Genomic DNA, 19,595 nt, shown 5'->3' with positions numbered 1-19,595 from the left:
GGTCAGGAGGGGTGGGTGACCGGGGCCGTCCACAACCCGACCATCGCGTCGACGACACCGTCGGCGGTCTCGGACCAGCTCGCCCGGGGGGTGGGGCTCCCCTCGGCGAGCGCGGTCTCGCGGTCGGCGAAGACGTGCACCGAGAGCAGCCGCGACATGGCCGCGCGTTCCTCCCGGACGGGTTCCGGCAGGTCGGGCAGGCAGGCCGTGAAGCCCGCGACGGTGCGGCTCAACGCATCGGAGCGCAGCGCGTGCTGGACGTACAGCGCGTGACGGCGGGGGTCGGCGGCGAGCTGGGCGGACAGCCGGGCCCACCAGGTCGGTGAACCGAGCGACTCCAGGTGATCGGCCATCGGCCGGAAGAGGCAGTCCACCCAGTCCCGGATGTCCGTGGACCCCGCGACACGGTCGGCCATCGCACCCCGGAGGGCGTCGATCGGCGTGGTGTGGCGCTCGACGATGGCGGCGACGAGGTCGCCCGTCGTCCCGAAGTGGTAGCCGACGGCGGCGTTGTTGCCCTGTCCCGCCGCCGAGCTGATCTGCCGGTGCGAGACGCCGTCCAGCCCGTGCTCGGCGAAGAGCCGCTCGGCGGCGTCCAGGATCGCCGTCCGCGTCGCCTCGCCCCTCGAGGCGTTCCGCACCGCTGGTCCCACCGTCTCCCCCTCTGGTCCTGCTCGCCCCTTGCGAACACCATTGTCACCGTGCTCAACTAAGTCAAGCATCTGACTTAGTTCTACGACCGAAGGACCCCGATGTCCGCAGCAGCACCCGTCGCCGCGCCACCCGGGCGCGCCGAACGCCCCGTCGGTGTGATCGTCGCGATCCTCGCCCTCGGCGGCATCTCCGTCGCCCTCATGCAGACCCTGGTCATCCCGATCGTGGGTCAGCTCCCGGTCTACCTCGGGACCTCGGCGTCCAACGCCTCCTGGGCGATCACCGCCACGCTGCTCGCCGGCGCGGTCGCCACCCCGATCGCCGGCCGCCTCGGCGACATGTTCGGCAAGCGGCCGCTGCTGCTCGCGAGCATCGCCGCGATGGTGATCGGTTCCGTCGTCTGTGCCCTCTCCGACAGCCTCACGCCGATGATCGTCGGCCGGGCCCTCCAGGGTTTCGCCGCCGGCGTCATCCCGCTCGGCATCAGCCTGATGCGCGACATCCTGCCCGCCGAGAAGCTGGGGCCGGCCACCGCGCTCATGAGCGCCTCGCTCGGTGTCGGTGGCGCCCTCGGTCTGCCGGCCGCCGCGCTCATCGCCGACAACCTCGACTGGCACTGGCTGTTCTGGGTCGCCGGCGGGCTCGGCGCGATCGTGTTCGTGCTCGTCCTGACCCTCATCCCGTCCGCGTCCGGTGCCCGCGGCGGACGGATCGACCTGCTGGGCGCGGTCGGCCTGTCCGTGACCCTCGTCGCGATCCTGCTCGGCGTCTCCAAGGGCAAGGACTGGGGCTGGGCGAGCGGGGAGACGCTCGGTTGCCTCGTCGGCGGCGCCGTCCTCGCCGTGCTCTGGGGGATCTGGGAACTGCGCAGCCGCGAACCCCTCGTCGACCTGCGCACCACCGCCCGCCCGCAGGTCCTGCTGACGAACCTCGCCTCCGTCGCCCTCGGTTTCGCCATGTTCGCGATGTCGCTGGTGATCCCGCAGATCATCCAGCTGCCGACGCAGACCGGTCACGGTCTGGGGAAGTCGATGCTCACCGCCGGCCTCGCGATGCTGCCCGGTGGCCTCGTCATGATGGTGACCGCGCCGATCTCGGCGAACGTGACCCGTCGCCACGGGCCCAAGGTCAGCCTGATGATCGGCGGTCTCGTCGTCGCGATCGGCTACGCCGTCGGCGTGTTCTTCACGGACGCGGTCTGGCAGCTCTCGATCGTGACCGGGATCATCGGCGCCGGCGTCGGTTTCGCCTACGGCTCGATGCCCGCGCTCATCATGTCCGCCGTCCCGGTGCGCGAGACGGCCTCCGCGAACAGCTTCAACACCCTGGTCCGCTCGATCGGTTCCTCCGTCGCCAGTGCGGTGTCCGGCGCAGTGCTGGCCTCCTCGGCCGTCGTCGCCGGTGGCGTGGCCATCCCGGCGGAACGGGGTTTCAGGACCATCCTGATCGTCGCGTCGGGTGCCGCGCTGCTGGCCGTGGTCATCGCGGCGCTCATCCCGCGCGCCCAGCCGGCGATGGAAGCACCGGCCGCCGCGGACACCACTCCGACGGAACCCGCGCCCCGGGAACCGTCGTCGGTTCCGCAGCAGCGACCCACTCCCGGCCTCGCGGTGCGTGGGAACGTCACGACCGGGGGTTCCCGACCGTTGGCCGGGGCCGTCCTGACCCTCACCGACTCCGCCGGCCGCCAGGTCGCCCGCGGAACCTCCACCGAGAACGGCGCCTACGAACTCCCCGTCCCCACCGGCGGCACCTACCTCCTCATCACGGCGGCCGGGCACCTGTCCCCGCACGCGACGCTGGTCGCCGTCGGGAGTTCCGCGCTGACCCACGACGTCACCCTCGCCGGACGTTCCGCGCTCACCGGCCGGGTGCTGCAGGAGAGGTCCGGGGTCCCCGGTGCCCTCGTCACCCTGACCGACGTCACCGGCCGGGTCGTGGGTTCCACCACGACCGACGCGGAGGGCGGGTACACGTTCGACGGGTTGTCCGACGGCGCCTACGTGCTCACGACCCGCTCCGGCCGGAGCCGACCGACCGCCCGTTCCACCGAGGTCGGGGACGACGAGGCGCTCGTCGTGGACCTGCTCCTCAGCAGCGGCGGCCGGGTGACCGGGACCGTGACCGCCGGCGCGGGTTCCACCGCCCACGCCGGCGCGACGGTGACCCTCGTCGACGCGACCGGCCGGGTCGCGGAGGTCACCACCACCGACGTCGACGGCCGGTACGAGTTCAGCGACGTCGCCGGCGGGAACTACACCGTGACGGCCTCGAGCTGGGAACCCGCCACCCGCGGCGTTCGCGTCGACGACGGACTGCCCGCCGACGCCGACCTGCACCTCGGCGGGACCACCGTCCGCTCCTGACCCCACCGACCCGTGATCCCGCTGGGACCACCAGCGGGATCACGGGTGGGGGGTGGCTCGCCAGACGCGGTCGGCGGACATCGGGAGCTCGAACAACCGGACGCCGATCGCGTCCCGGATCGCGTTCGCCAAGGCGGGGGCGACGGGGTTGTAGGGCGCCTCGCTCATCGACTTCGCCCCGAGCGGGCCGATCGTGTCGTAGGTGTCGGCGTAGCGGACCTCGGTGTCGGGCAGGTCGTCGATCCGGGGGACGTAGTACTCCCGCAACGACACCGTCGGGCTCCGGCCGTCCGGCCCGACGCGGACCTCCTCGAACAGCGACGACCCGATGGCCTGCGCGACACCGCCCTCGACCTGACCCCGCAGCTGCACCGGGTTCAGGACGGTCCCCGCGTCGACGGCGTGGACGGAGCGCAGGATGCGCACCTCGCCGGAGTCGACGTCCACCGCGACGCGGAAACCCTGGACGTTGAACGCGACGGAGCGCAGCGCCGCGTCCTCGTCACCGTGGGCCTCGGGCGCCGCACCGTTGCGGCGCAGACCCTCCGCGTGGAGTTCCGGCAGGGTCACCGACCGGCCTGCGCCGCTCGCCGCCGTGGGGCCGAGCTCCACCTGCCGCACCCCCACCCCGAGCAGGTCGGCGGCGAGCGTCCGCACCTGGTCCGCGACCTGCTCGCACGCCGACAGCAGCGCCTTGCCGGCGACGACGGAGCCGGCCGAGCCGAACGCACCCGTGTCGTGCCGTGTGACGTCGGTGTCGCTCTGACGCAGGCGGAGACGGTCGGCGGTCGTCCCGAGGGCGGAGACCGCGATCTGCTGGTGGACGGTGCTCGTCCCGTTGCCGAACTCGGCCGTGCCGACGTTCAGCTCCCACGTCCCGTCCGCCAGCAACCGCACGCTGGTGTCGGCGAAGTGCCCCCGGGGCGGGGTGGTCGCGATCATCGACAGCGCCATCCCGGAACCCGTCCGCCACTGCGGACCCTCCGGGGCGGGTTCGCCGTCCCGGCCCATGCCCTCCTCGACCAGGTCGAGGCACTGGTCGAGTCCGTAGCTGCCGTAGCGCAGACCGTCGTCGGCCTCGGACCCGTCGGAGGGGTACGACGTCACGACGAACGGGTCACCGGGCACCACGACGTTGCGCCGCCGCAACTCGTAGGGGTCCATCCCGAGCTCGCGGGCGAGGTCGTCCATGGCCGACTCGAGGCCGAACACGACCTGCCCGAGTCCGTAACCGCGGAACGCACCGGAGGGGACGGTGTTCGTGTAGACGGCCTGCGCGTCGACCCGCTTGTTCTCGCAGCGGTAGGTCGCCACCGTCTCGTGGCAGCCGTGGAACATCACCCCGGGCGAGTGGTTGCCGTAGGCGCCGGCGTTCGACAGCACCTCCAACGCCAGGGCGGTGAGGGTTCCGTCCTGCGTGGCCCCCAACCGCACGGACACCCGGAACGGGTGGCGGGTCGGCATCGCCGAGAGGGTGTCCCCGCGGGTCGTCTCGTACTGGACGGCGCGTCCCGTCCGCAGGGTCGCCAACCCGACGAGGTCCTCGACGAGGAGTTCCTGCTTGCCGCCGAAACCCCCGCCGACCCGGGCGGCGAAGACCCGGACCCGGTCGGGCTCCAACCCGAGGACGCGGGCGAGTTCGTCGCGCACCAGGAACGGCACCTGGGTGCTGGCCCGGACGACCAACCGGCCGTCCTCGTCCAGCCACGACACCGCCGCGTGGGTCTCGAGGGCGACGTGGGAGACGCGCTGGGTCTGCCAGGTCCCCGACACCGTCACGTCGGCCCGGGCGAGGGCCAGGTCCACGTCGCCGACCCCGCCGTGCAGTTCCGCCACGACATTGCGCTGCGGGTCACCGATGCGGGAGGTCGCGGCGTCCTTGTCGCCGTGGACCAGGGGGGCACCGGGTTCGCGGGCGAGGGCCGGGTCGAACACGGCGGGGAGTTCCTCGTACTCCACGACGATGCGGCGCAACGCCTCCTCGGCGGTGGCCAGGTCCTCGGCGACCGCGACCGCGACACGTTGCCCGACGTGGCGGAGTACCGGGTCGAGGATCAGCGTGTCGTCCGGGTCGTCGAGGCGGTTCTCGTGCCGGCCCGTCGAGAACAGCGTCTGCGGGACGTTCTCGTGGGTCAGCACGAGGTGGACGCCCTCGAGGGCCTCGGCGGCCGCGGGGTCGATGCGGGTGATCCGGGCGTGCGCGTGCGGACTGCGCAGGACGGCGACGTGCAGGACGTCGCCGGGGACCTCGTCCGGGCCGCCCGGGACGTGGTCGAGGGTGTAGCGCTCAGCGCCCGTGACGACGCGTCGACCCGCGGGGGCACCGACCCGCTCCCCCACCTTCCCGCTGGTGGGCAACGGTTCCAGGTCACCGCCGGTGATCGCCTCGCGGATCGCGCGGTACCCGGTGCACCGGCAGAGGTTCCCCTTGAGGTGTTCGCCGAGGTCGGCGCGCTGATCGTCGTCGAACGCCGAGGCCGTCACCACCATCCCCGCGGTGCAGAAACCGCACTGGAAACCCGCCGCGTCGACGAACCGCTGCTGCACGGGGCTGAGCGCCTCCGGCGTCCCCAGTCCGGCGACGGTGGTGATCTCCCGGTCGGCCGCGCGCAGCGCGGGGTAGAGGCAGGAGTGGACCGGGCTCCCCTCGACCAGGACGGTGCAGGCTCCGCAGTCGCCGGAGTCGCAGCCCTTCTTCACCTCGACGTGCGAACTCTCCCTCAGGAGCGTCCGCAGGCACTGCCCCGCGCGGGGTTCGACGTCGCGGGTCTCCCCGTTGACCACGAGCTTCACGAGAGTTCCTCCACGATCTCGGCGGCGAAGCGCAACGTCGTCGCCCGGCGCCAGTCGGGGGCGCCGTGGACGTCGTCGAACCAGCCAGGGCCGGCCTCGACCCGCTCCTGGACCTCGGCGACGAGGGTCCGCGGGTCCGGGACGGAGGGGTGGGAGAACACCAGCGGGTGCGGGGTGGACGCCGTCACCGTGAGGGTGAACCTCCCGTCGAGCTCGCGCCGCCCGACGACCAACGACGCCGAACGGCCGAGCCGGGCCAGCGCCACCCGGCGGAACGCCGTCGTCGCGCGCAACGCGGTGGCGGGCAGGTCGATCGCCCGCAGCACCTCACCGGGTTCCAGCGCGGTGCGGTTGTCACCGGTCACGAACTCCGCGACGGGCACCCGGCGGACCCCGCCGTCGCCCGCCCAGAGTTCCGCGACCCCGTCGAGGGCGGCGGTCAGCGACGTCATCGCCCCGGCCGGGAGGGCGGCGCAGACGTTCCCACCGACGGTCGCGACCGAACGCACCTTGTACGAGGCCAGCAGCGCCCGGGTGCACTGGCGGAACAGGACCCGCGCGGTCCAGTCGGGCGGGACGGGGATCGACTCCAGGGCCCCGATGGGGCAGGTCGCGGCCAGCCGCAGACCCGCCTCGGTGACCGCGAAGGGTTCCCAGTCCAACGTCGTCAGGTCGACGAGGGTCCGCAGGTGCGGCTGCGGGAGGGAGAACAACCACGTCCCACCGGCCAGGACCGACGTCGCCGGGTCGCCGTCGTGGGCCCGGCGCAGCGCGTCGCGGTCGCGGACGGGGATGATGGTCTCGATCGTGTTCAGGTCCATGGGCTGCTTCCGGAGGTGCTGGCGTGCGGGTGGCCGACCTCTCCCGGGGCGACCTCGGGTTGCGCTGGCTGGGCGGGTCGCAGGCCTCGCTGGACCGCCCGGTGACGGGGACGACCACCGTCGACCTGCGCGACCCGGGCCGCTACGTCGCCGTCGGCCACCTCGTGCTGACCGGGCTGGCCTGGCGCCGCGACGCCGACGACAGCCCCGCCTTCGTGGCGTCCGTCGAAGCCGCGGGCGCGGGCGCCCTGGCCGTGGGCGAGGGACTGCTCGGCGAGGTGCCCGCGGACGTCGTCGCCGCGGCGGAGGCCGTGGGGCTGCCGGTGTTCGCGGTCCCGGCCGAAACCGCGTTCCACCAGGTGAACGCGTTCGTCGACGCCGCCGTGGGCCCGCGCGACGACACCGTGCAGCGCCTGCTCGCCGCACTGGCCGCCGGCCGCGGGCTGCCGGAGGTCGTGGGCGGGCTGCCCGGGGTGCGGGTGCTGTCCGCGACCGGGCGACTGGTCGCGGGCGGTCCGCTCTCCGAGGACGAGGTCGACCTGCTCTTCGCCCTGGCTCCGCCGGGACGGCCGGTCGGCGACGGCCCCGCACCGTGGCGGCTGGTCGCCGACGGCCTGCCGGAGGTGACCCTCACGGCACTGGCCGGAGTGCTGGCCCTGCACCGACGGCTCCCGGAGAACCCCGCGGCACCGTCCGGAGCGGTCCTGGGCGTCGTGGCCGAGGAACTCGACCTCGTCCTGGACGCCCTCGCGGACCGGGCGCACGTCGTCGTGGACGGCGTCGTGCTCACGGAGGACGTGGACCTCCTCGAGCGACGACTGCGCCGCACGGGTCGCCCGCTGGTCGTCGGGGTCAGCCGGGCCGTCCAGGACCGGGCCGAGGCGGTCGCCGGAGCCCGGCGGGCCCTGCGCTCCGCCCAGGGCCGACCGGGCCCCCACGTGGAGCACGACCGCGACACCGGAGGCGTCGAGGACCTGCTGCGGTCGGTGCCGGCCGAGGAGCGGCGCCTGTTCGCGCAGCGCGTCCTCGCCGGGGTGCTGGACGATCCCGACCTGCTGCTGACGTTGCGGACGCTGTTGCGGGAGGGCCGCTCGCCCACCCGCACCGCTGCACTGCTGCACGTCCACCAGAACACCGTGCGCTACCGGCTCGGCCGTGTCGAGTCGTTGCTCGACCGCGACCTGCGTGACGTCGACGACGTGGTGGACCTGCAGGTCGCGCTGCGACTGCTGGACCGGAGCTGAGTCAGTAGTCGACACGTTCGACGCTCGCGAGCCAGGCGTCGAAGGGCGCGGGCGAGTTCCCGTCGCGCTGCTGGACGACGGGGACCGACCACTGCGAACGCGGGGTGTCGAACAACTCGTAGAACGCACGGTCGTCGAACCCCCCGCGGGCCGCGTCGTCCCGGTCGGCGGCGAAGAGCACGCGGTCCACGCGCGACCACAACGCGGACGCCAGGCACATGGGGCACGGTTCGCAGCTGGAGTACAACGTGCACCCGGCGAGGCTGAAGGAGCCGAGTCCGAGGCAGGCCGCGCGGATCGCCTGGACCTCGGCGTGCGCGGTCGGGTCGTTGTCGCGGGTCACGCGGTTCTGGCCCCGCGCGAGGACGACGCCGTCGCGGACGACGACAGCTCCGAAGGGACCCCCGCCGTCGGCGACGTTCCGGACGGCGAGGTCGACGGCGAGGTCGAGGAACCCCTGGTCGTCCACGCGTTGTCCCGTGCGCTGCGCCGTCACTGCTGCCACGCGAGCGGGGCGGGCGGTGCGTCGTCGCGGGCCACGACGGCCTGGATCAGGCCGTAGGGGCGGTCGTCGGCGTGGAACACCTCGCCGGAGTTCTGGACGCCGAAACGGGCGAGGTCGTAGAGGAAGTGGTGCTTGTTCGGCGCCACCAGCCGGACCTCCGCGACGGCCGGGACGGTCTCGATCGCGGCCTTGCCCATGAGCCACAACGTCTGCTGGAGGGCCTTGGAGTGCACCGTCGCGAACTGGGTGACCATCGCGGCCTTGACGGCGTCGTAGGCGGCGTCGAAGTCGAACCCCTTGTGCAGGCAGGTCGCGTCGTAGCGCCAGGTCGCGACCAGCGAGGTCGCCATCACGCGGTCCTCGGTGGGTTCCAGCGTCGTGTACTCGTCGACCATGAAGTCCTTGAACGTCGACCCGGTGGACTTGAGCAGCGTGAACTCCTTGAGCCCGGCGACGACGTGGGTCTCCTGCTCGGACCCCCTGCCGGACACCGTGATCGCGGCGGTGCGGACCTCGCTGCCGGAGCGCGTCCAGCTGTGGTCGTGCTCCGCGCCGTTCACCGTGGCGCGGGTCCACAGGTAGGAGTCGACGTCGATGCGGGCGCCGCTGACGGGTTCCACGTCGTCGACGAAGTGCCGGGCTAGGTCGAGGGCGTACCCCTCGACGCTGGCGATGCCCTTCTCCTTGGCGTAGGAGTACATCGTGTTCTTCTGCGTGTCCGTGGGCAGGACCTTCGTCTGGTCACCCGTGAGGTACGCGTCGGCGAAGTCCCCGCGCAGGGTGGAGGTGACGTTGAGGTCGACGATCTCGTGGCGCGGGGTGTCGCGCTGGAACCGCACGACGCGGTTCTCCGCCTTGCCGTACTGGTGACCCGCCAGGTAGACGGCCATCGTGTCAGCTCCCTCGGTAGGTGGAGTAGGCGAACGGTGAGAGGAGCAGGGGGACGTGCAGGTGCGCACGGCCGGCACCGACGGAGAAGGCGACGACGACCTCGGGGTAGAACGTCTCACGACCTGCGGCGGTGAACCAGGGCCCGGTCCGGAAGGTGAGCCGGTAGGTTCCCGGCGCGAGTTCCTCGGCCAGGCGGGAGCGGCCGTCGTCGTCGGTGGTCCCGCTCGCGACGGGGGTTCCGTCGGCGTCGGTCAGCACCACCGACATCCCCGCGGACGGGGTTCCGGTGACGGCGTCCAGGACGTGCGTCGAGAGGCTGGTCACGACGCCACCAGCCGGGTCAGCCGGAGCCGGGTGATCGCGGCGAGTTCTTCGCGCAGGACCTTCCGCTCGGTGTCCGGGTCGTTGTCGAGGCGGGAGTCCAGGATCGCGAGGAGTTCCTCGGCGCTCTTGCCCGACGCGCAGACCAGGTAGACGTGCCCGAACTTCTCCTCGTAGGCCCGGTTGCCCGCCGCGAGCGCGTCCAGCACGTCGGGACCGGCGACCAGCGTGCCCGCCTGTTCACGTCGGGAGTCGGCACTCTCGGAGCGCTCCCCGATCCGGGGGTGCGCGGCCAGGGCGACGTCGACGTCGGCCTCGGAGGTCGCGGCGAGTTCCTCGTCGGCGATCTCCAGCAGGCCCGCCAGCGATCCGAAGGGGCGTCGCGCGGCCGTCCGCGCCGCCCAGGCCGGCGCGTCGCAGCAGGTGCGCAGCAACTCCTCGCAGCGCGCCGTCCCGGCGCCGTCGAGCTCACCGATGCCCACGGGCCCTCCCCCTCTCCACGTTCCTGCGACCAGTGTCACCTGCGCGACGCCCGGCGCGCAGCCTCCGGGGCACCAACGTTCCCAGCCCACCGGGACACGGGTTTGGACGAACCTCCAGAACCGACCCCGACCCACCCGCGCGGGGAAACCTGACGGAAACATGGTTCGATCCGCGGGTGGGTGTCGTGGGGATCGTGCTGGCCGCAGGGGCGGGCCGGCGGATGGGTGCACCCAAGGCCCTGCTGCGTCACGTCGACGGCCGGACGTTCGCGGCGGCGAGCGGCGAGCTGCTGCTCGCGGCGGGTTGCCCGGTCGTCCTGGTCACCCTGCGCACCGGGCAGGAACTGCCCCCCGGGGTCGTCGCGGTCGAGGTCCCGGACTCCTCCCGCGGGCCCGGGGCCGGGTTGGCCCGGGCGTTGCGGCACCCGTTGGCCCGGCAGGCCGAGGCGGTGCTGGTCACCCTGGTCGACCTGCCCGGGATCGACGTCGTGGGGGTGCGGGCCGTGCTCGCGCACGCCTCGCCGACGGTGCTGGCGCGGGGGGTCGAGCGCGGACGTCCCGGTCACCCGGTGCTGGTCGGCCGCGCGCACGTGGCCCGTGCCCTGGAACTCGCGGACACCGGGTCCGGTCTGAACGCGCTGTTCGGTGAGATCCCGTGGACGGCCGTCGAGGTTCGGGGGGCGGCTGCGGACGTCGACCACCCCGAGGACCTCCCACCCGGAACGCGGTCCGCGTAACACACTCTTCACACGCGAGTTCCGCGCAGCCTGTTCCGCCGCCGGTGTTCGCGTGCCAGCGTGCTGTGATGGCGAGCGAACTGCGGCTTCAGCACGGCGTCCACCCGGTCGACGAGGTCCCGCCGCTGCGGCGGCTCGCTCCTCTCGGGTTGCAGCACGTCCTCGCGATGTACGCCGGCGCCGTCGCGGTGCCGCTCATCGTCGGCGGGGCGATGATCTCGGCCGGGCGGATGTCGCCCGACGACCTCGCCCACCTCATCGTGGCGGACCTGTTCGTGGCCGGGATCGCGACCATCGTCCAGTCGGTGGGTTTCTGGCGGTTCGGGGTCCGGCTGCCCCTGATGCAGGGCTGCACCTTCGCCGCCGTCGGCCCGATGATCACCATCGGCACCCAGCACGGGGTCGCTGCGATCTACGGTTCGGTCATCGCCTGCGGCGTGTTCATGGTGGTGCTCGCCCCGGTGTTCTCGAAGCTCCTGCGGTTCTTCCCGCCGCTGGTCACCGGCACCGTCATCCTGCTCATCGGGTTGTCGCTCATGAGCGTCGCCGCCGGCTGGGCCGGGGGCGGAACGGGCACCGCCGACTTCGGCGCCCCGTCGAACCTGCTGCTCGCGCTGTTCACCCTCGTCGCGATCCTGCTGATCGAACGTCTCGCGCCGCCCGCCGTCGCGCGCGTCGCGATCCTGCTGGGGATCGTCGTCGGAACCGTCGTCGCCGCGGTGGCCGGCAAGGTCGACGTGACCGGGGTCGGGGACCAGGCGTGGTTCGGGATCTCGACGCCGTTCGCGTTCGGCGCCCCCTCGTTCCAGGTGGGTTCCGTCGTCGCGATGTGCGTCGTCGCGCTGGTCATCATGACCGAGACGACGGGCGACGTGCTGGCCATCGGTGAGATCGTCGACCAGCGCCTCGAACCCCGCGACATCGCCGACGGACTGCGCGCCGACGGGTTGTCGACCGTCCTCGGCGGGATCTTCAACACGTTCCCCTACACGGCGTTCGCGCAGAACGTCGGGCTGGTGAGCCTGTCCGGGGTCCGTTCCCGCTACGTCGCGACGTTCGCGGGTGGGATCCTCGTCGTCCTGGGCCTGGTGCCGAAGCTCGGCGCCGTCGTGGGTTCCGTTCCCGTCGCCGTCCTCGGCGGGGCCGGGGTGGCGTTGTTCGGGATGGTCGCGGCGAGCGGCATCCGGACCCTGGCGTCCTGCACGCTGGACAGCCGGGCCCTGCTGATGATCGCCGTCGCCCTCGGCGTCGGGTTGCTGCCGACGGTCAACCCCGGCATCTACGCCCGGACCCCCGACTGGTTCCAGACGATCTTCGACTCCGGGATCTCCTCGGGGGCCATCGTCGCGATCGTGCTGCACCGGATCCTCTGCACGAGCACGCACACCCCCGAGGAACAGGCCCGCGCCGCGGCCGAGGTGGCGGGGGTCGCGACGCGGAGCCACTGACCCTCAGCCCGTTGCGGTCCTCGACAGGCGTCCCTGGTGGACGAGCCGGCCCTGCCGGTCGAACGCCGCCCAGGTGGTCTCGTCGAGATCGGTCGCCTTCGCGACGGGCACCGGCGTCCACCAGTACCGGTCGATGAACGCAGCCTCGAACTCCCTGCCGTCCGGGGTCGACACCACCACGCGGGCGTCGTCGGTTCCCCGGAGTCCCAGGACCGAGGCCGTGGCGGGGTCGGAGTCCCCGACACCGACCCAGCTCACGTCGGCCTGGTCGTCGGGCCGATCGTCCGAGATCAGCATGCCGACGCGGCCTCCGGCGCTCCCTGCGTCCAAGGAAGCGCAGAACCACGTCCCGTCACCCGCGACCTGGTAGAACACACCCCGCCCGTCGACGCTGGTCGCGCCCGCGAGCGCGGTGACGACCGCGAACTGAGGGTTGTTGCGCGGACACTCCTCGGCGAGGGAGGTCAGGGTCGACGGGTCCACCACCTGCGCCCGCACCGGACCGGCCGGCTGCACGGACAGGGGGTTCGCGGCGGGGTTCCACGTCACCGCGATGACGACGGCCGCCGCCGCCGCGAGACCGGCGGCGACACCACCCCCGATCCGGCGCCGGCGACGGCGGGCGCCGACGAGTTCCCGGTTGCGCGCCCACTCGTCCTCGGACGCCACCTCGGCCGGGGCCGCGACCGCGTCGAGGCGCTGCTGAAGTTCTTCTGCGTTCACGAGCGGTCCTCCAGCAGGTTCGCGAGCGCCGCCTGGGCGCGGGAGATCGTGGACTTGGCGGTGCCGACGGGCACGTCGAGGGCGTCGGCCACCTCGGCGACGGGGAGGTCGAGCCAGTAGCGCAGGACGAGGGCCTCGCGGTGGCGGGCGGACAGCTCCCCCAGCGCGGTGCGGAGTTCGTCGACCTGTTCGGCGGCGACGACGGTCTCCTCGGCGGAGGCCGCGGTGCGGGTCACCTCGCCGGGGGTGCGACGGACGACGCGCAGGTGGCGGAGCCGGGAGGTGGCGAGGTTCGCGGTCGTGCGCCGGACGTGGGCGAGGGCTGCGGCGGGGTCGCGCAGTCGCCGCCGGTGTTCGTGGAGGCGGACGAACGCCTCCTGGGCGACGTCCTCGGCGTCGTCGGCGCCCAGCAGCTGGGCGAGCCGGACGGTCGCGCGGAAGTGCCGGCGGAAGAGGTCCTGGTACTGGGCCTCGGGGTCCCGCTCGACGGTCGCCTCTGCGGGGGCGTCGCTGACTGCTCTCACACCCTCAGGACGCTTCAGGAGGACGAACGTTCCACACCAGCGCTTCAGTAGTCGGTGGAGACGCGCCCCTGGCCGACGAGCCGACCGTAGCGGTCGTAGGCCGTCCACCGGCTGTCGTCGAGGAGGGACTGGTCCGCGACGTGCACGGGGGTCCACCAGTACCGGTCGAGGAAGATCGCCTGGTACTGCTGGCCATCGGGGGTGGAGACGACGACCCGGACGTAGCCGGCCTTCCGGGGTCCGAACAGCGAGGCGTCGAAGGAGCCGTCCTGGTTCTTCACCCACCCCCAGAGGACCTGCCGGCCCAGGGAGTCGACCTCGACGCGGTTGTCGACGCTGCCCGCGGCGAAGGCCACGCAGAAGTGCGTCTCGCCGTCGGCGAACCGGTAGAGGGCGGACGTCGCGAGGGAGCCTTCCCCGCCGGCGAGGACGGAGTAGGGGTCCGCCCGCTGCAGTTCCCAGACGCACTGCCCGGCCGTCGTCCGCAGGGTCGCGGGCTTGGCGACCTCGGCCTGGGGCGCTCGCGTCGCCTCGGCGGGGAACGCGTTCCCGAGCGGCGACCACACGACGACGGCGGCAGCGAGGGGGACCACGGCGGCGCTCACCACCCCACCCAGTCGTCGCCTCACCCGGCAACGGTTCCACACCGGCTCAGGTTCTGGCGCGTCGATGCCGACAACGGGGGCGACTCACCCGTTCGGCCCAGAGGAGCAGCCATGAGCCAGACCACGACGCTCGCCGTGATCGGCAGCGCCGCCGCGCTCGCCTCCGCCGTCCTCGGCCTGGTCCAGCACCACGACACGGCTCCCGCGCAGGCCGCACCGCGGCCGGTGGCGCCGGTCGTCCTGCACCTGGAGCACCCGCTGTACCTACCGGCGCTCCCCGAGCAGGGCATCCTCGGTCCCAGCGAAACCTCCGGTTCCGGCGACGTCCTCGGGCCGTGGAACGTCGTTCCCCCGACGGGCGCTGCGCCCTTCGTCGTCGCCCCGCACGCGGTGATCCGTCCGCTCTGAGGGGTTCCGCCCGCCCCGCGGGGAGTCCTAGCGTCGTGCCGTGACGACCCTGCCGGACCGCTCCGAGACCGCCCTGCTCGTCATCGACGTCCAGCAGGGGGTGATGAGCGCGAGCGTGGACACCGAGAACGTCGTCGCGAACATCTCGCGCCTGCTCGAGCGCGCCCGCACCGACGGTGTGCCCGTCGTGTGGGTGCAGCACTCCAGCGAGGAACTCCCACTGGGGTCGGAACAGTGGCAGTTCGTGCCCGAGCTCGTCCCCGACCCGGCCGAACCCGTGGTGCACAAGCGCTACGGCGACGCCTTCGAGGACACCGACCTCGAGGCCGTGCTGGCGCGACGCTCCGTCGGCCGGTTGATCGTGACGGGGGCGCAGTCCGACGCCTGCATCCGCTCGACGCTGCACGGCGGTTTCACCCGCGGCTACGACGTGACCCTCGTGGGCGACGCGCACACCACCGAGGACCTCGGCGAGTGGGGCGCGCCCCCGCCGGAGCAGGTCATCGCGCACACGAACCTCTGCTGGAGCTTCCAGAGCGCCCCCGGCCGCACGGCCGGAACGGTGTCGACCGCGGACGTGGAGTTCGGCGCGCCCCTCGCCGTCTGACTCAGGCGTCCTCGGCCGGGGTGGCGGCCACCAGCGCGTTCGCGTGGCCGTGGCCCATGCCGTGCTCGGTCTTCAGCCAGGCGACGAGTTCCATGTGCTTGACCCCCGGCTGCTCGGCCCTGCGCTCACGCAGCGCCTGCTGCCAGTGCGCGACGGGGTGGCCGTACTTCGCCTCGATGGCGGGGAAGTAGGACGCGGGGCCCTTGACGGGTTCGGGCACGGTCGGCTCCTGTCGGTTCGTGGTCTCTGCGCTGTGCAGACTCGTCGCCGCACCAGGACTCATCGCCGATGATTCCGCGCGCGTCACGGGCGTGGTTGCACCTGTGGGTGTGACGAAGGGGTCGCCCCGGCACCGGATGCATCTCACCCACGCCTCACTCCACGTGGTGACACCGATGGGTGCGACGGCACGCCGCGGGACGGGACCGCACGCCGCGGGTCCGCCCCGCGGTCGCCCGTGGAACGGAAACCCCTCGACGGATCGGTACCCGGTCTGCTCGGATCGACGTCGTGCTGATCAGGTCCGAACGACCCCGGGACCACGACGCCGTCCGCGACGTCCACCTCGCCGCGTTCGGCGACCACGGCGTGAAGGTCGCCGACCTGGCCGACGCGCTGCGCGCCGGGAACCCGGTCTCGCTCGTCGCGGAGGTGGACGGCGCGGTGGTGGGTCACGTGATGGTCGGGCGCAACCTGCTCGACGCGCCACCGCGCCTGGTCGACGTCGGGGTCCTCAGCCCGCTCGGCGTGCTGCCGCAGCACCAGCGCCAGGGGGTCGGGAAGGCCCTGGTCGCGGCGGCGATCGAGGCGACCACGTTCCCGGCGCTCTTCCTCGAGGGGGATCCCCGGTACTACTCGCGGCGGGGGTTCCGCGCGGGTGCGGACCTCGGGTTCCGGCGGCCGTCGCTGCGGATCCCACCGGCCGCGTTCCAGGTCGTGCTGCTGGAGGGCCACGAGGAGTGGATGACGGGGACCCTCGTCTACGACGCGGTGTTCTGGCGCCTGGACGCCGTCGGGCTGCGCTGAGCTCAGGCGGCGTGGGCGAGACGGTCGCGACCGGCCCGCTTCGCCTCGTACAGCGCGGAGTCGGCGCGGGCGTAGAGATCCTCGGCGCGGGTCACCCCGAGGGTCATCGACGACAGCCCGGCGCTGATCGAGAGCGGCACGACGACCCCGCCGGGCAGCTGGAGGGGCGTGCGGCGGACGACGTCGACGAACGCCTGCGCGCGACGGGCGGCGGTCTCGGCCGTGCAGTCCAGCATCAGGACGGCGAGCTCGTCCCCGCCCATCCTGGCCACGACGTCGCCGTCGCGGCAGCAGTCGGTCAGCAGGTTCGCGACGTGGGCGAGCGCCGCGTCCCCGCCGAGGTGGCCGAAGGTGTCGTTGACGGCCTTGAACCGGTCGAGGTCGATGACGACGAGGGCCGTGTTCCCGGTGGCGCGGACGGCGGCCTCGGTGGCGGAGTCCAGGACCCGGCGGGTGACGAGCCCCGTGAGGGGGTCGACGCTGGCCTGGACCCGCAGCTGCTCCACGAGCCGTTCCTGCGTCGCCCCCGAGCGGGTCAGGACCCCGCCGACCAGCAGCAGCAGGACGGTCAGGTAGGCGTAGTCGGTCACGGCCTGGTCGACGGGCAGGAAGGTGAAGACGACGACGGCCTCGCCCGCGAGGGTGGCGACCATGACGAGCGCGGCACCTGCGAAGCGGAGCTGCGCCGCCGCCCAGACGACCGGGACGACGAAGAACACCTGTCCCGTGACCCCGGCGTCCTGGCTGAGCAGGTCGAGCCACACCACGACCCCCACCCCGGCGAGCGGGGCGATGACGACCAGCGGCGCCGCCCGCTCGGCGGGGAGTCCCAGCAGCACCGCCGACACCGCGCCCAGGCCGAGCAGCGCGACGGTCTTCGCGGCGTGCAGCCCACCCATCGTCGCGGCACCGGCGACCAGGCAGGTGACGATCGTGGTCATGAGGGCGATCGCGGCCCAGACGCGGGCCGACCGCGGGTTCCGGGCGCTCAGCGACCGCACGAGAGCACCCGTCCAGGTGACAGTGCGCATCGGGTCCACGCTGCTACATCGGCATCTGCTGCGACGGCTCAACCCCTGGCGGCGCGGTTCGTCCCTCCGGCCCAGTGCCGGCGGAAGAGGGCGGCTCGCCCGGGGGTTGCCTGGACATGAGCACCCGCCCGCACAAGACCCCCGGACCCGACCACCCCATCAGCGTGACCCCGACGTCCGGGCGCGTCGTCGCGCGCGTGGGCGACACCGTGGTCGCCACCTCGACGTCGGCGCAGACGCTGCAGGAGTCGACCTACCCGGCCGTGCAGTACCTGCCGCTGGCCGACGTCGACCCGGCCCTCCTGCGCAAGACCGCCACCACGTCGTGGTGCCCCTACAAGGGTGAGGCGTCGTACTACTCGCTGACCGTGGACGGTGCGGAGCTCACCGACGCGGTCTGGACCTACGAGGACGCCTCCCCCGCGGTGGCCCCGATCACCGGCCACGTGGCGTTCTACCCGGACCGGGTCTCGGTCACCGTCGAGGACTGACCCACGGGCCCCTCGGCTCACCCGAGCGGAGGGGCCCGCAGCTCGTCGTCAGGACTGGGCCGGGACCTCGCCGCCGAGGGTCTCCTCGACGCCGTCGGACACGTCGTCGCTCACCTCGTCGCTGCGTCCTCCGCCGTCACCGCTGGTGAGGTGGTGGGCGGCGACGACGAGCGGGAAGTGGCTGAAGGCCTGCGGGAAGTTGCCGAGCTGACGCTTGGAGACGGGGTCGTACTCCTCGGCCAGCAGCCCGACGTCGTTGCGCAGCGACAGCAGGCGGTTGAACAGCGCCCGCGCCTCCTCGGTCCGGCCGATGCCGTGCAGGGCGTCGACGAGCCAGAACGAACAGGCCAGGAAGACCCCTTCGGAACCGGGGAGCCCGTCGCCGGACTCCTCCGTCCGGTAACGCATCACGAGCCCGTCCTGGGTCAGGTCGCGCTGGATCGCGTCGACCGTCGCCACGACGCGCGGGTCGTCGAAGGGCAGGAAACCGACGCGCGGGATGAGCAGCAGGCTCGCGTCGAGGTTGTCCGAACCGTAGGACTGGGTGAACGTCCCCGTCGTCGGGGAGACCCCGTTCGCGAGGACGTCGGCGCGGATCTCGTCCCGCACGCGACGCCAGCGCTGCACCGGTCCGGGCAGGCCGAACTCCTCGACGCTGCGCACCATCCGGTCCGCCGCGACCCAGGCCATGACCTTGGAGTGGGTGAAGTGGCGGCGGTCGCCGCGCATCTCCCACAGACCGTTGTCGGCCTCCTGCCACCGCGCCTCGAGGTGGTGCATGAGGGCCTTCTGCAGGTTCCACGAGTCGTCCTCGCGTTCCAGGCCGGCCTGGCGGGCGAGGAAGAGGCTGTCCAGCACCTCTCCCCACACGTCGAGCTGCAGCTGGCCGGCGGCCTCGTTGCCGATGCGGACCGGGGAGGAACCCTCGTAGCCCTTGAGCCACGGCAGCTCCATCTCGGGCAGGCGCCGGGTGCCGTCGAGGCCGTACATGATCTGCAGGTCGCCGGGGTCGCCGGCGACCGTCCGCAGCAACCAGTCGCGCCAGGCCCCGGCCTCCTCGACGTGACCGGAGAGCAGCATCGCCTGCAGGGTGTATGTGGCGTCGCGCAGCCAGCAGTACCGGTAGTCCCAGTTGCGGGTCCCCCCGATCTCCTCGGGCAGCGACGTCGTGACCGCGGCCACTATTCCCCCCGTGGGGGCGTAGGTCATGGCCTTGAGCACCACCAGCGACCGCGTGACGGCCTCTTCCCAGTGCCCCTCGACGGTCTCCGTCTGGTTCCAGTCCCCCCAGAAGTCGAGGGTGTCCTGCAGCGCGTGGAAGGGGTCCGGGCGGTGCGGCATCTTCTCGTGGCTCTTGCCCCACGTCAGGACGAACGGGACGCGCTCACCCTCGGTGATGACGAAGTCGGAGACGGACGTGAGGTCGCGGCCCTGGATGTCGGTGGTGCTCCAGAACCAGACCGAGTCCGGTCCGGCGACGGCCTCGAGCTCGTCGCCGCGCCGGCGGACCCACGGCACGATCGACCCGTAGTCGAAGCGGAGGGCGAGCTCGGAACTCATCCGGACCTCGCCCTCGAGGCCCTCGACGATGCGGATGACGTCGGGGTGGTTGCCGCGCGGCGGCATGAAGTCGGTGACGCGGACGGTGCCGTCCGGGGTGTCCCACTCCGTCTCCAGGATCAGCGAGCTGCCGCGGTAGCGGCGGCGGCTGCACGTGGCCCCACCGACGGGTCCCAACCGCCAGCGTCCCGCGTCCGGGGTGTCGAGCAACGCGGCGAAGCAGGCCGGGGAGTCGAACCTCGGGAAGCAGAGCCAGTCGATCGATCCGGTGCGGTCGATCAGCGCGGCGGTGTGGAGATCACCGATGAGCGCGTAGTCCTCGATCCTGGCCATTGGTCCATCCTCCCCCGAGCGGAGC

At 72.8% G+C, this 19,595-nt stretch carries 21 protein-coding genes; 8 read left to right on the top strand and 13 right to left on the bottom strand.

Annotated features, from left to right (window positions below):
• Positions 1–2: 2 nt before the first annotated feature.
• Positions 3–641, bottom strand: coding sequence for a TetR/AcrR family transcriptional regulator (locus tag ACFQ46_RS03310; RefSeq protein ID WP_380257176.1), 639 nt, complete (start codon positions 639–641; stop codon positions 3–5).
• 111 nt (positions 642–752) lie between these two features.
• Between ACFQ46_RS03310 and ACFQ46_RS03305 the strand changes: the two genes are divergently transcribed.
• Complete coding sequence (locus ACFQ46_RS03305; protein WP_380257174.1) at positions 753–3,020, top strand: MFS transporter; 2,268 nt, start codon at positions 753–755, stop codon at positions 3,018–3,020.
• 39 nt (positions 3,021–3,059) lie between these two features.
• On the opposite strand, the gene ACFQ46_RS03300 is transcribed toward ACFQ46_RS03305, so the two are convergent.
• Both ACFQ46_RS03300 and ACFQ46_RS03295 read right to left on the bottom strand, forming a co-directional pair.
• Positions 3,060–5,813, bottom strand: a complete 2,754-nt coding sequence (locus ACFQ46_RS03300; protein ID WP_380257172.1) for a molybdopterin-dependent oxidoreductase — start codon at positions 5,811–5,813, stop codon at positions 3,060–3,062.
• Positions 5,810–6,634: an FAD binding domain-containing protein gene (locus ACFQ46_RS03295; RefSeq protein WP_380257170.1), complete on the bottom strand. Its 825-nt coding sequence runs from the start codon at positions 6,632–6,634 to the stop codon at positions 5,810–5,812. Before ACFQ46_RS03295 ends, ACFQ46_RS03300 begins: the two co-directional genes overlap by 4 nt.
• A 23-nt stretch (positions 6,635–6,657) precedes the next feature.
• Here ACFQ46_RS03295 and ACFQ46_RS03290 point away from each other — a divergent pair, with 23 nt between their 5' ends.
• Entirely contained in the window at positions 6,658–7,878 is a 1,221-nt protein-coding gene (locus ACFQ46_RS03290; protein WP_380257168.1) for a helix-turn-helix domain-containing protein, read from the top strand.
• Position 7,879: 1 nt separating this feature from the next.
• On the opposite strand, the gene ACFQ46_RS03285 is transcribed toward ACFQ46_RS03290, so the two are convergent.
• The 4 genes from ACFQ46_RS03285 to uraD are packed head-to-tail and all read right to left on the bottom strand — an operon-like array spanning position 7,880 to position 10,077.
• Positions 7,880–8,347, bottom strand: a complete 468-nt coding sequence (locus ACFQ46_RS03285; RefSeq protein WP_380257166.1) for a nucleoside deaminase — start codon at positions 8,345–8,347, stop codon at positions 7,880–7,882.
• A gap of 23 nt (positions 8,348–8,370) precedes the next feature.
• Positions 8,371–9,273, bottom strand: a complete 903-nt coding sequence (gene pucL / locus ACFQ46_RS03280) for a factor-independent urate hydroxylase (protein WP_380257164.1) — start codon at positions 9,271–9,273, stop codon at positions 8,371–8,373.
• Between the two features lie 4 nt (positions 9,274–9,277).
• Positions 9,278–9,598: a hydroxyisourate hydrolase gene (uraH, locus tag ACFQ46_RS03275; protein WP_380257162.1), complete on the bottom strand. Its 321-nt coding sequence runs from the start codon at positions 9,596–9,598 to the stop codon at positions 9,278–9,280.
• Positions 9,595–10,077 carry a 2-oxo-4-hydroxy-4-carboxy-5-ureidoimidazoline decarboxylase gene (gene uraD / locus ACFQ46_RS03270; protein ID WP_380257160.1) on the bottom strand — a complete coding sequence of 161 codons (483 nt, stop codon included), beginning with the start codon at positions 10,075–10,077 and terminating at the stop codon, positions 9,595–9,597. The genes uraH and uraD overlap by 4 nt, the downstream gene beginning before the upstream one ends.
• A 176-nt stretch (positions 10,078–10,253) precedes the next feature.
• Between uraD and ACFQ46_RS03265 the strand changes: the two genes are divergently transcribed.
• Entirely contained in the window at positions 10,254–10,814 is a 561-nt protein-coding gene (locus ACFQ46_RS03265) for an NTP transferase domain-containing protein (protein ID WP_380257158.1), read from the top strand.
• Positions 10,815–10,882: 68 nt separating this feature from the next.
• Positions 10,883–12,262 (top strand): nucleobase:cation symporter-2 family protein, encoded by a 1,380-nt coding sequence (locus tag ACFQ46_RS03260; RefSeq protein ID WP_380257156.1) that lies wholly within the window; start codon positions 10,883–10,885, stop codon positions 12,260–12,262.
• 3 nt (positions 12,263–12,265) lie between these two features.
• On the opposite strand, the gene ACFQ46_RS03255 is transcribed toward ACFQ46_RS03260, so the two are convergent.
• Genes ACFQ46_RS03255 through ACFQ46_RS03245 form a run of 3 tightly spaced genes read right to left on the bottom strand, consistent with a single transcriptional unit; the run spans position 12,266 to position 14,114 of the window.
• Complete coding sequence (locus ACFQ46_RS03255) at positions 12,266–12,985, bottom strand: hypothetical protein (protein WP_380257154.1); 720 nt, start codon at positions 12,983–12,985, stop codon at positions 12,266–12,268.
• A complete protein-coding gene (locus ACFQ46_RS03250; RefSeq protein ID WP_380257152.1) occupies positions 12,982–13,509 on the bottom strand; it encodes an RNA polymerase sigma factor in 528 nt (175 codons plus the stop codon). The genes ACFQ46_RS03255 and ACFQ46_RS03250 overlap by 4 nt, the downstream gene beginning before the upstream one ends.
• A gap of 44 nt (positions 13,510–13,553) precedes the next feature.
• A complete protein-coding gene (locus ACFQ46_RS03245) occupies positions 13,554–14,114 on the bottom strand; it encodes a hypothetical protein (RefSeq protein WP_380257150.1) in 561 nt (186 codons plus the stop codon).
• Positions 14,115–14,225: 111 nt separating this feature from the next.
• Here ACFQ46_RS03245 and ACFQ46_RS03240 point away from each other — a divergent pair, with 111 nt between their 5' ends.
• Positions 14,226–14,522, top strand: coding sequence for a hypothetical protein (locus ACFQ46_RS03240; protein WP_380257148.1), 297 nt, complete (start codon positions 14,226–14,228; stop codon positions 14,520–14,522).
• A 40-nt stretch (positions 14,523–14,562) separates the two neighbouring features.
• The gene (locus ACFQ46_RS03235) at positions 14,563–15,129 is read left to right on the top strand and encodes a cysteine hydrolase family protein (protein WP_380257146.1); all 567 of its coding nucleotides are present in this window, start codon (positions 14,563–14,565) and stop codon (positions 15,127–15,129) included.
• Between the two features lies 1 nt (position 15,130).
• Here the strand turns inward: ACFQ46_RS03235 and ACFQ46_RS03230 are convergent, their stop codons facing one another.
• Positions 15,131–15,349 (bottom strand): DUF4287 domain-containing protein, encoded by a 219-nt coding sequence (locus ACFQ46_RS03230; protein ID WP_380257144.1) that lies wholly within the window; start codon positions 15,347–15,349, stop codon positions 15,131–15,133.
• A gap of 290 nt (positions 15,350–15,639) precedes the next feature.
• Here ACFQ46_RS03230 and ACFQ46_RS03225 point away from each other — a divergent pair, with 290 nt between their 5' ends.
• Positions 15,640–16,155 carry a GNAT family N-acetyltransferase gene (locus ACFQ46_RS03225; protein ID WP_380257142.1) on the top strand — a complete coding sequence of 172 codons (516 nt, stop codon included), beginning with the start codon at positions 15,640–15,642 and terminating at the stop codon, positions 16,153–16,155.
• 2 nt (positions 16,156–16,157) lie between these two features.
• Here ACFQ46_RS03225 and ACFQ46_RS03220 read toward each other — a convergent pair whose 3' ends face one another.
• Positions 16,158–17,186: a diguanylate cyclase gene (locus ACFQ46_RS03220; protein WP_380257140.1), complete on the bottom strand. Its 1,029-nt coding sequence runs from the start codon at positions 17,184–17,186 to the stop codon at positions 16,158–16,160.
• Between the two features lie 116 nt (positions 17,187–17,302).
• Between ACFQ46_RS03220 and ACFQ46_RS03215 the strand changes: the two genes are divergently transcribed.
• Positions 17,303–17,677 (top strand): DUF427 domain-containing protein, encoded by a 375-nt coding sequence (locus ACFQ46_RS03215; protein ID WP_380257138.1) that lies wholly within the window; start codon positions 17,303–17,305, stop codon positions 17,675–17,677.
• Between the two features lie 48 nt (positions 17,678–17,725).
• Here the strand turns inward: ACFQ46_RS03215 and ACFQ46_RS03210 are convergent, their stop codons facing one another.
• On the bottom strand, positions 17,726–19,570 hold the full coding sequence (locus ACFQ46_RS03210) for a glycoside hydrolase family 15 protein (RefSeq protein ID WP_380257136.1): 1,845 nt from the start codon (positions 19,568–19,570) through the stop codon (positions 17,726–17,728).
• Positions 19,571–19,595 lie beyond the last annotated feature (25 nt).

It is taken from the genome of Kineococcus sp. GCM10028916, from assembly GCF_042674865.1.
Lineage (GTDB): Bacteria > Actinomycetota > Actinomycetes > Actinomycetales > Kineococcaceae > Kineococcus.
This window is presented reverse-complemented; position numbering and strand designations above follow the sequence as displayed.

What these genes read in the sequence shown, in the direction of transcription:
- ACFQ46_RS03305 (WP_380257174.1), top strand. Translation starts at nt 753, where the DNA reads ATGTCCGCAGCAGCACCCGTCGCCGCGCCACCCGGGCGCGCCGAACGC.
- ACFQ46_RS03295 (WP_380257170.1), bottom strand. Translation starts at nt 6,634, where the DNA reads ATGGACCTGAACACGATCGAGACCATCATCCCCGTCCGCGACCGCGAC.
- pucL (WP_380257164.1), bottom strand. Translation starts at nt 9,273, where the DNA reads ATGGCCGTCTACCTGGCGGGTCACCAGTACGGCAAGGCGGAGAACCGC.
- ACFQ46_RS03260 (WP_380257156.1), top strand. Translation starts at nt 10,883, where the DNA reads ATGGCGAGCGAACTGCGGCTTCAGCACGGCGTCCACCCGGTCGACGAG.
- ACFQ46_RS03240 (WP_380257148.1), top strand. Translation starts at nt 14,226, where the DNA reads ATGAGCCAGACCACGACGCTCGCCGTGATCGGCAGCGCCGCCGCGCTC.
- ACFQ46_RS03220 (WP_380257140.1), bottom strand. Translation starts at nt 17,186, where the DNA reads ATGCGCACTGTCACCTGGACGGGTGCTCTCGTGCGGTCGCTGAGCGCC.
- ACFQ46_RS03215 (WP_380257138.1), top strand. Translation starts at nt 17,303, where the DNA reads ATGAGCACCCGCCCGCACAAGACCCCCGGACCCGACCACCCCATCAGC.
- ACFQ46_RS03210 (WP_380257136.1), bottom strand. Translation starts at nt 19,570, where the DNA reads ATGGCCAGGATCGAGGACTACGCGCTCATCGGTGATCTCCACACCGCC.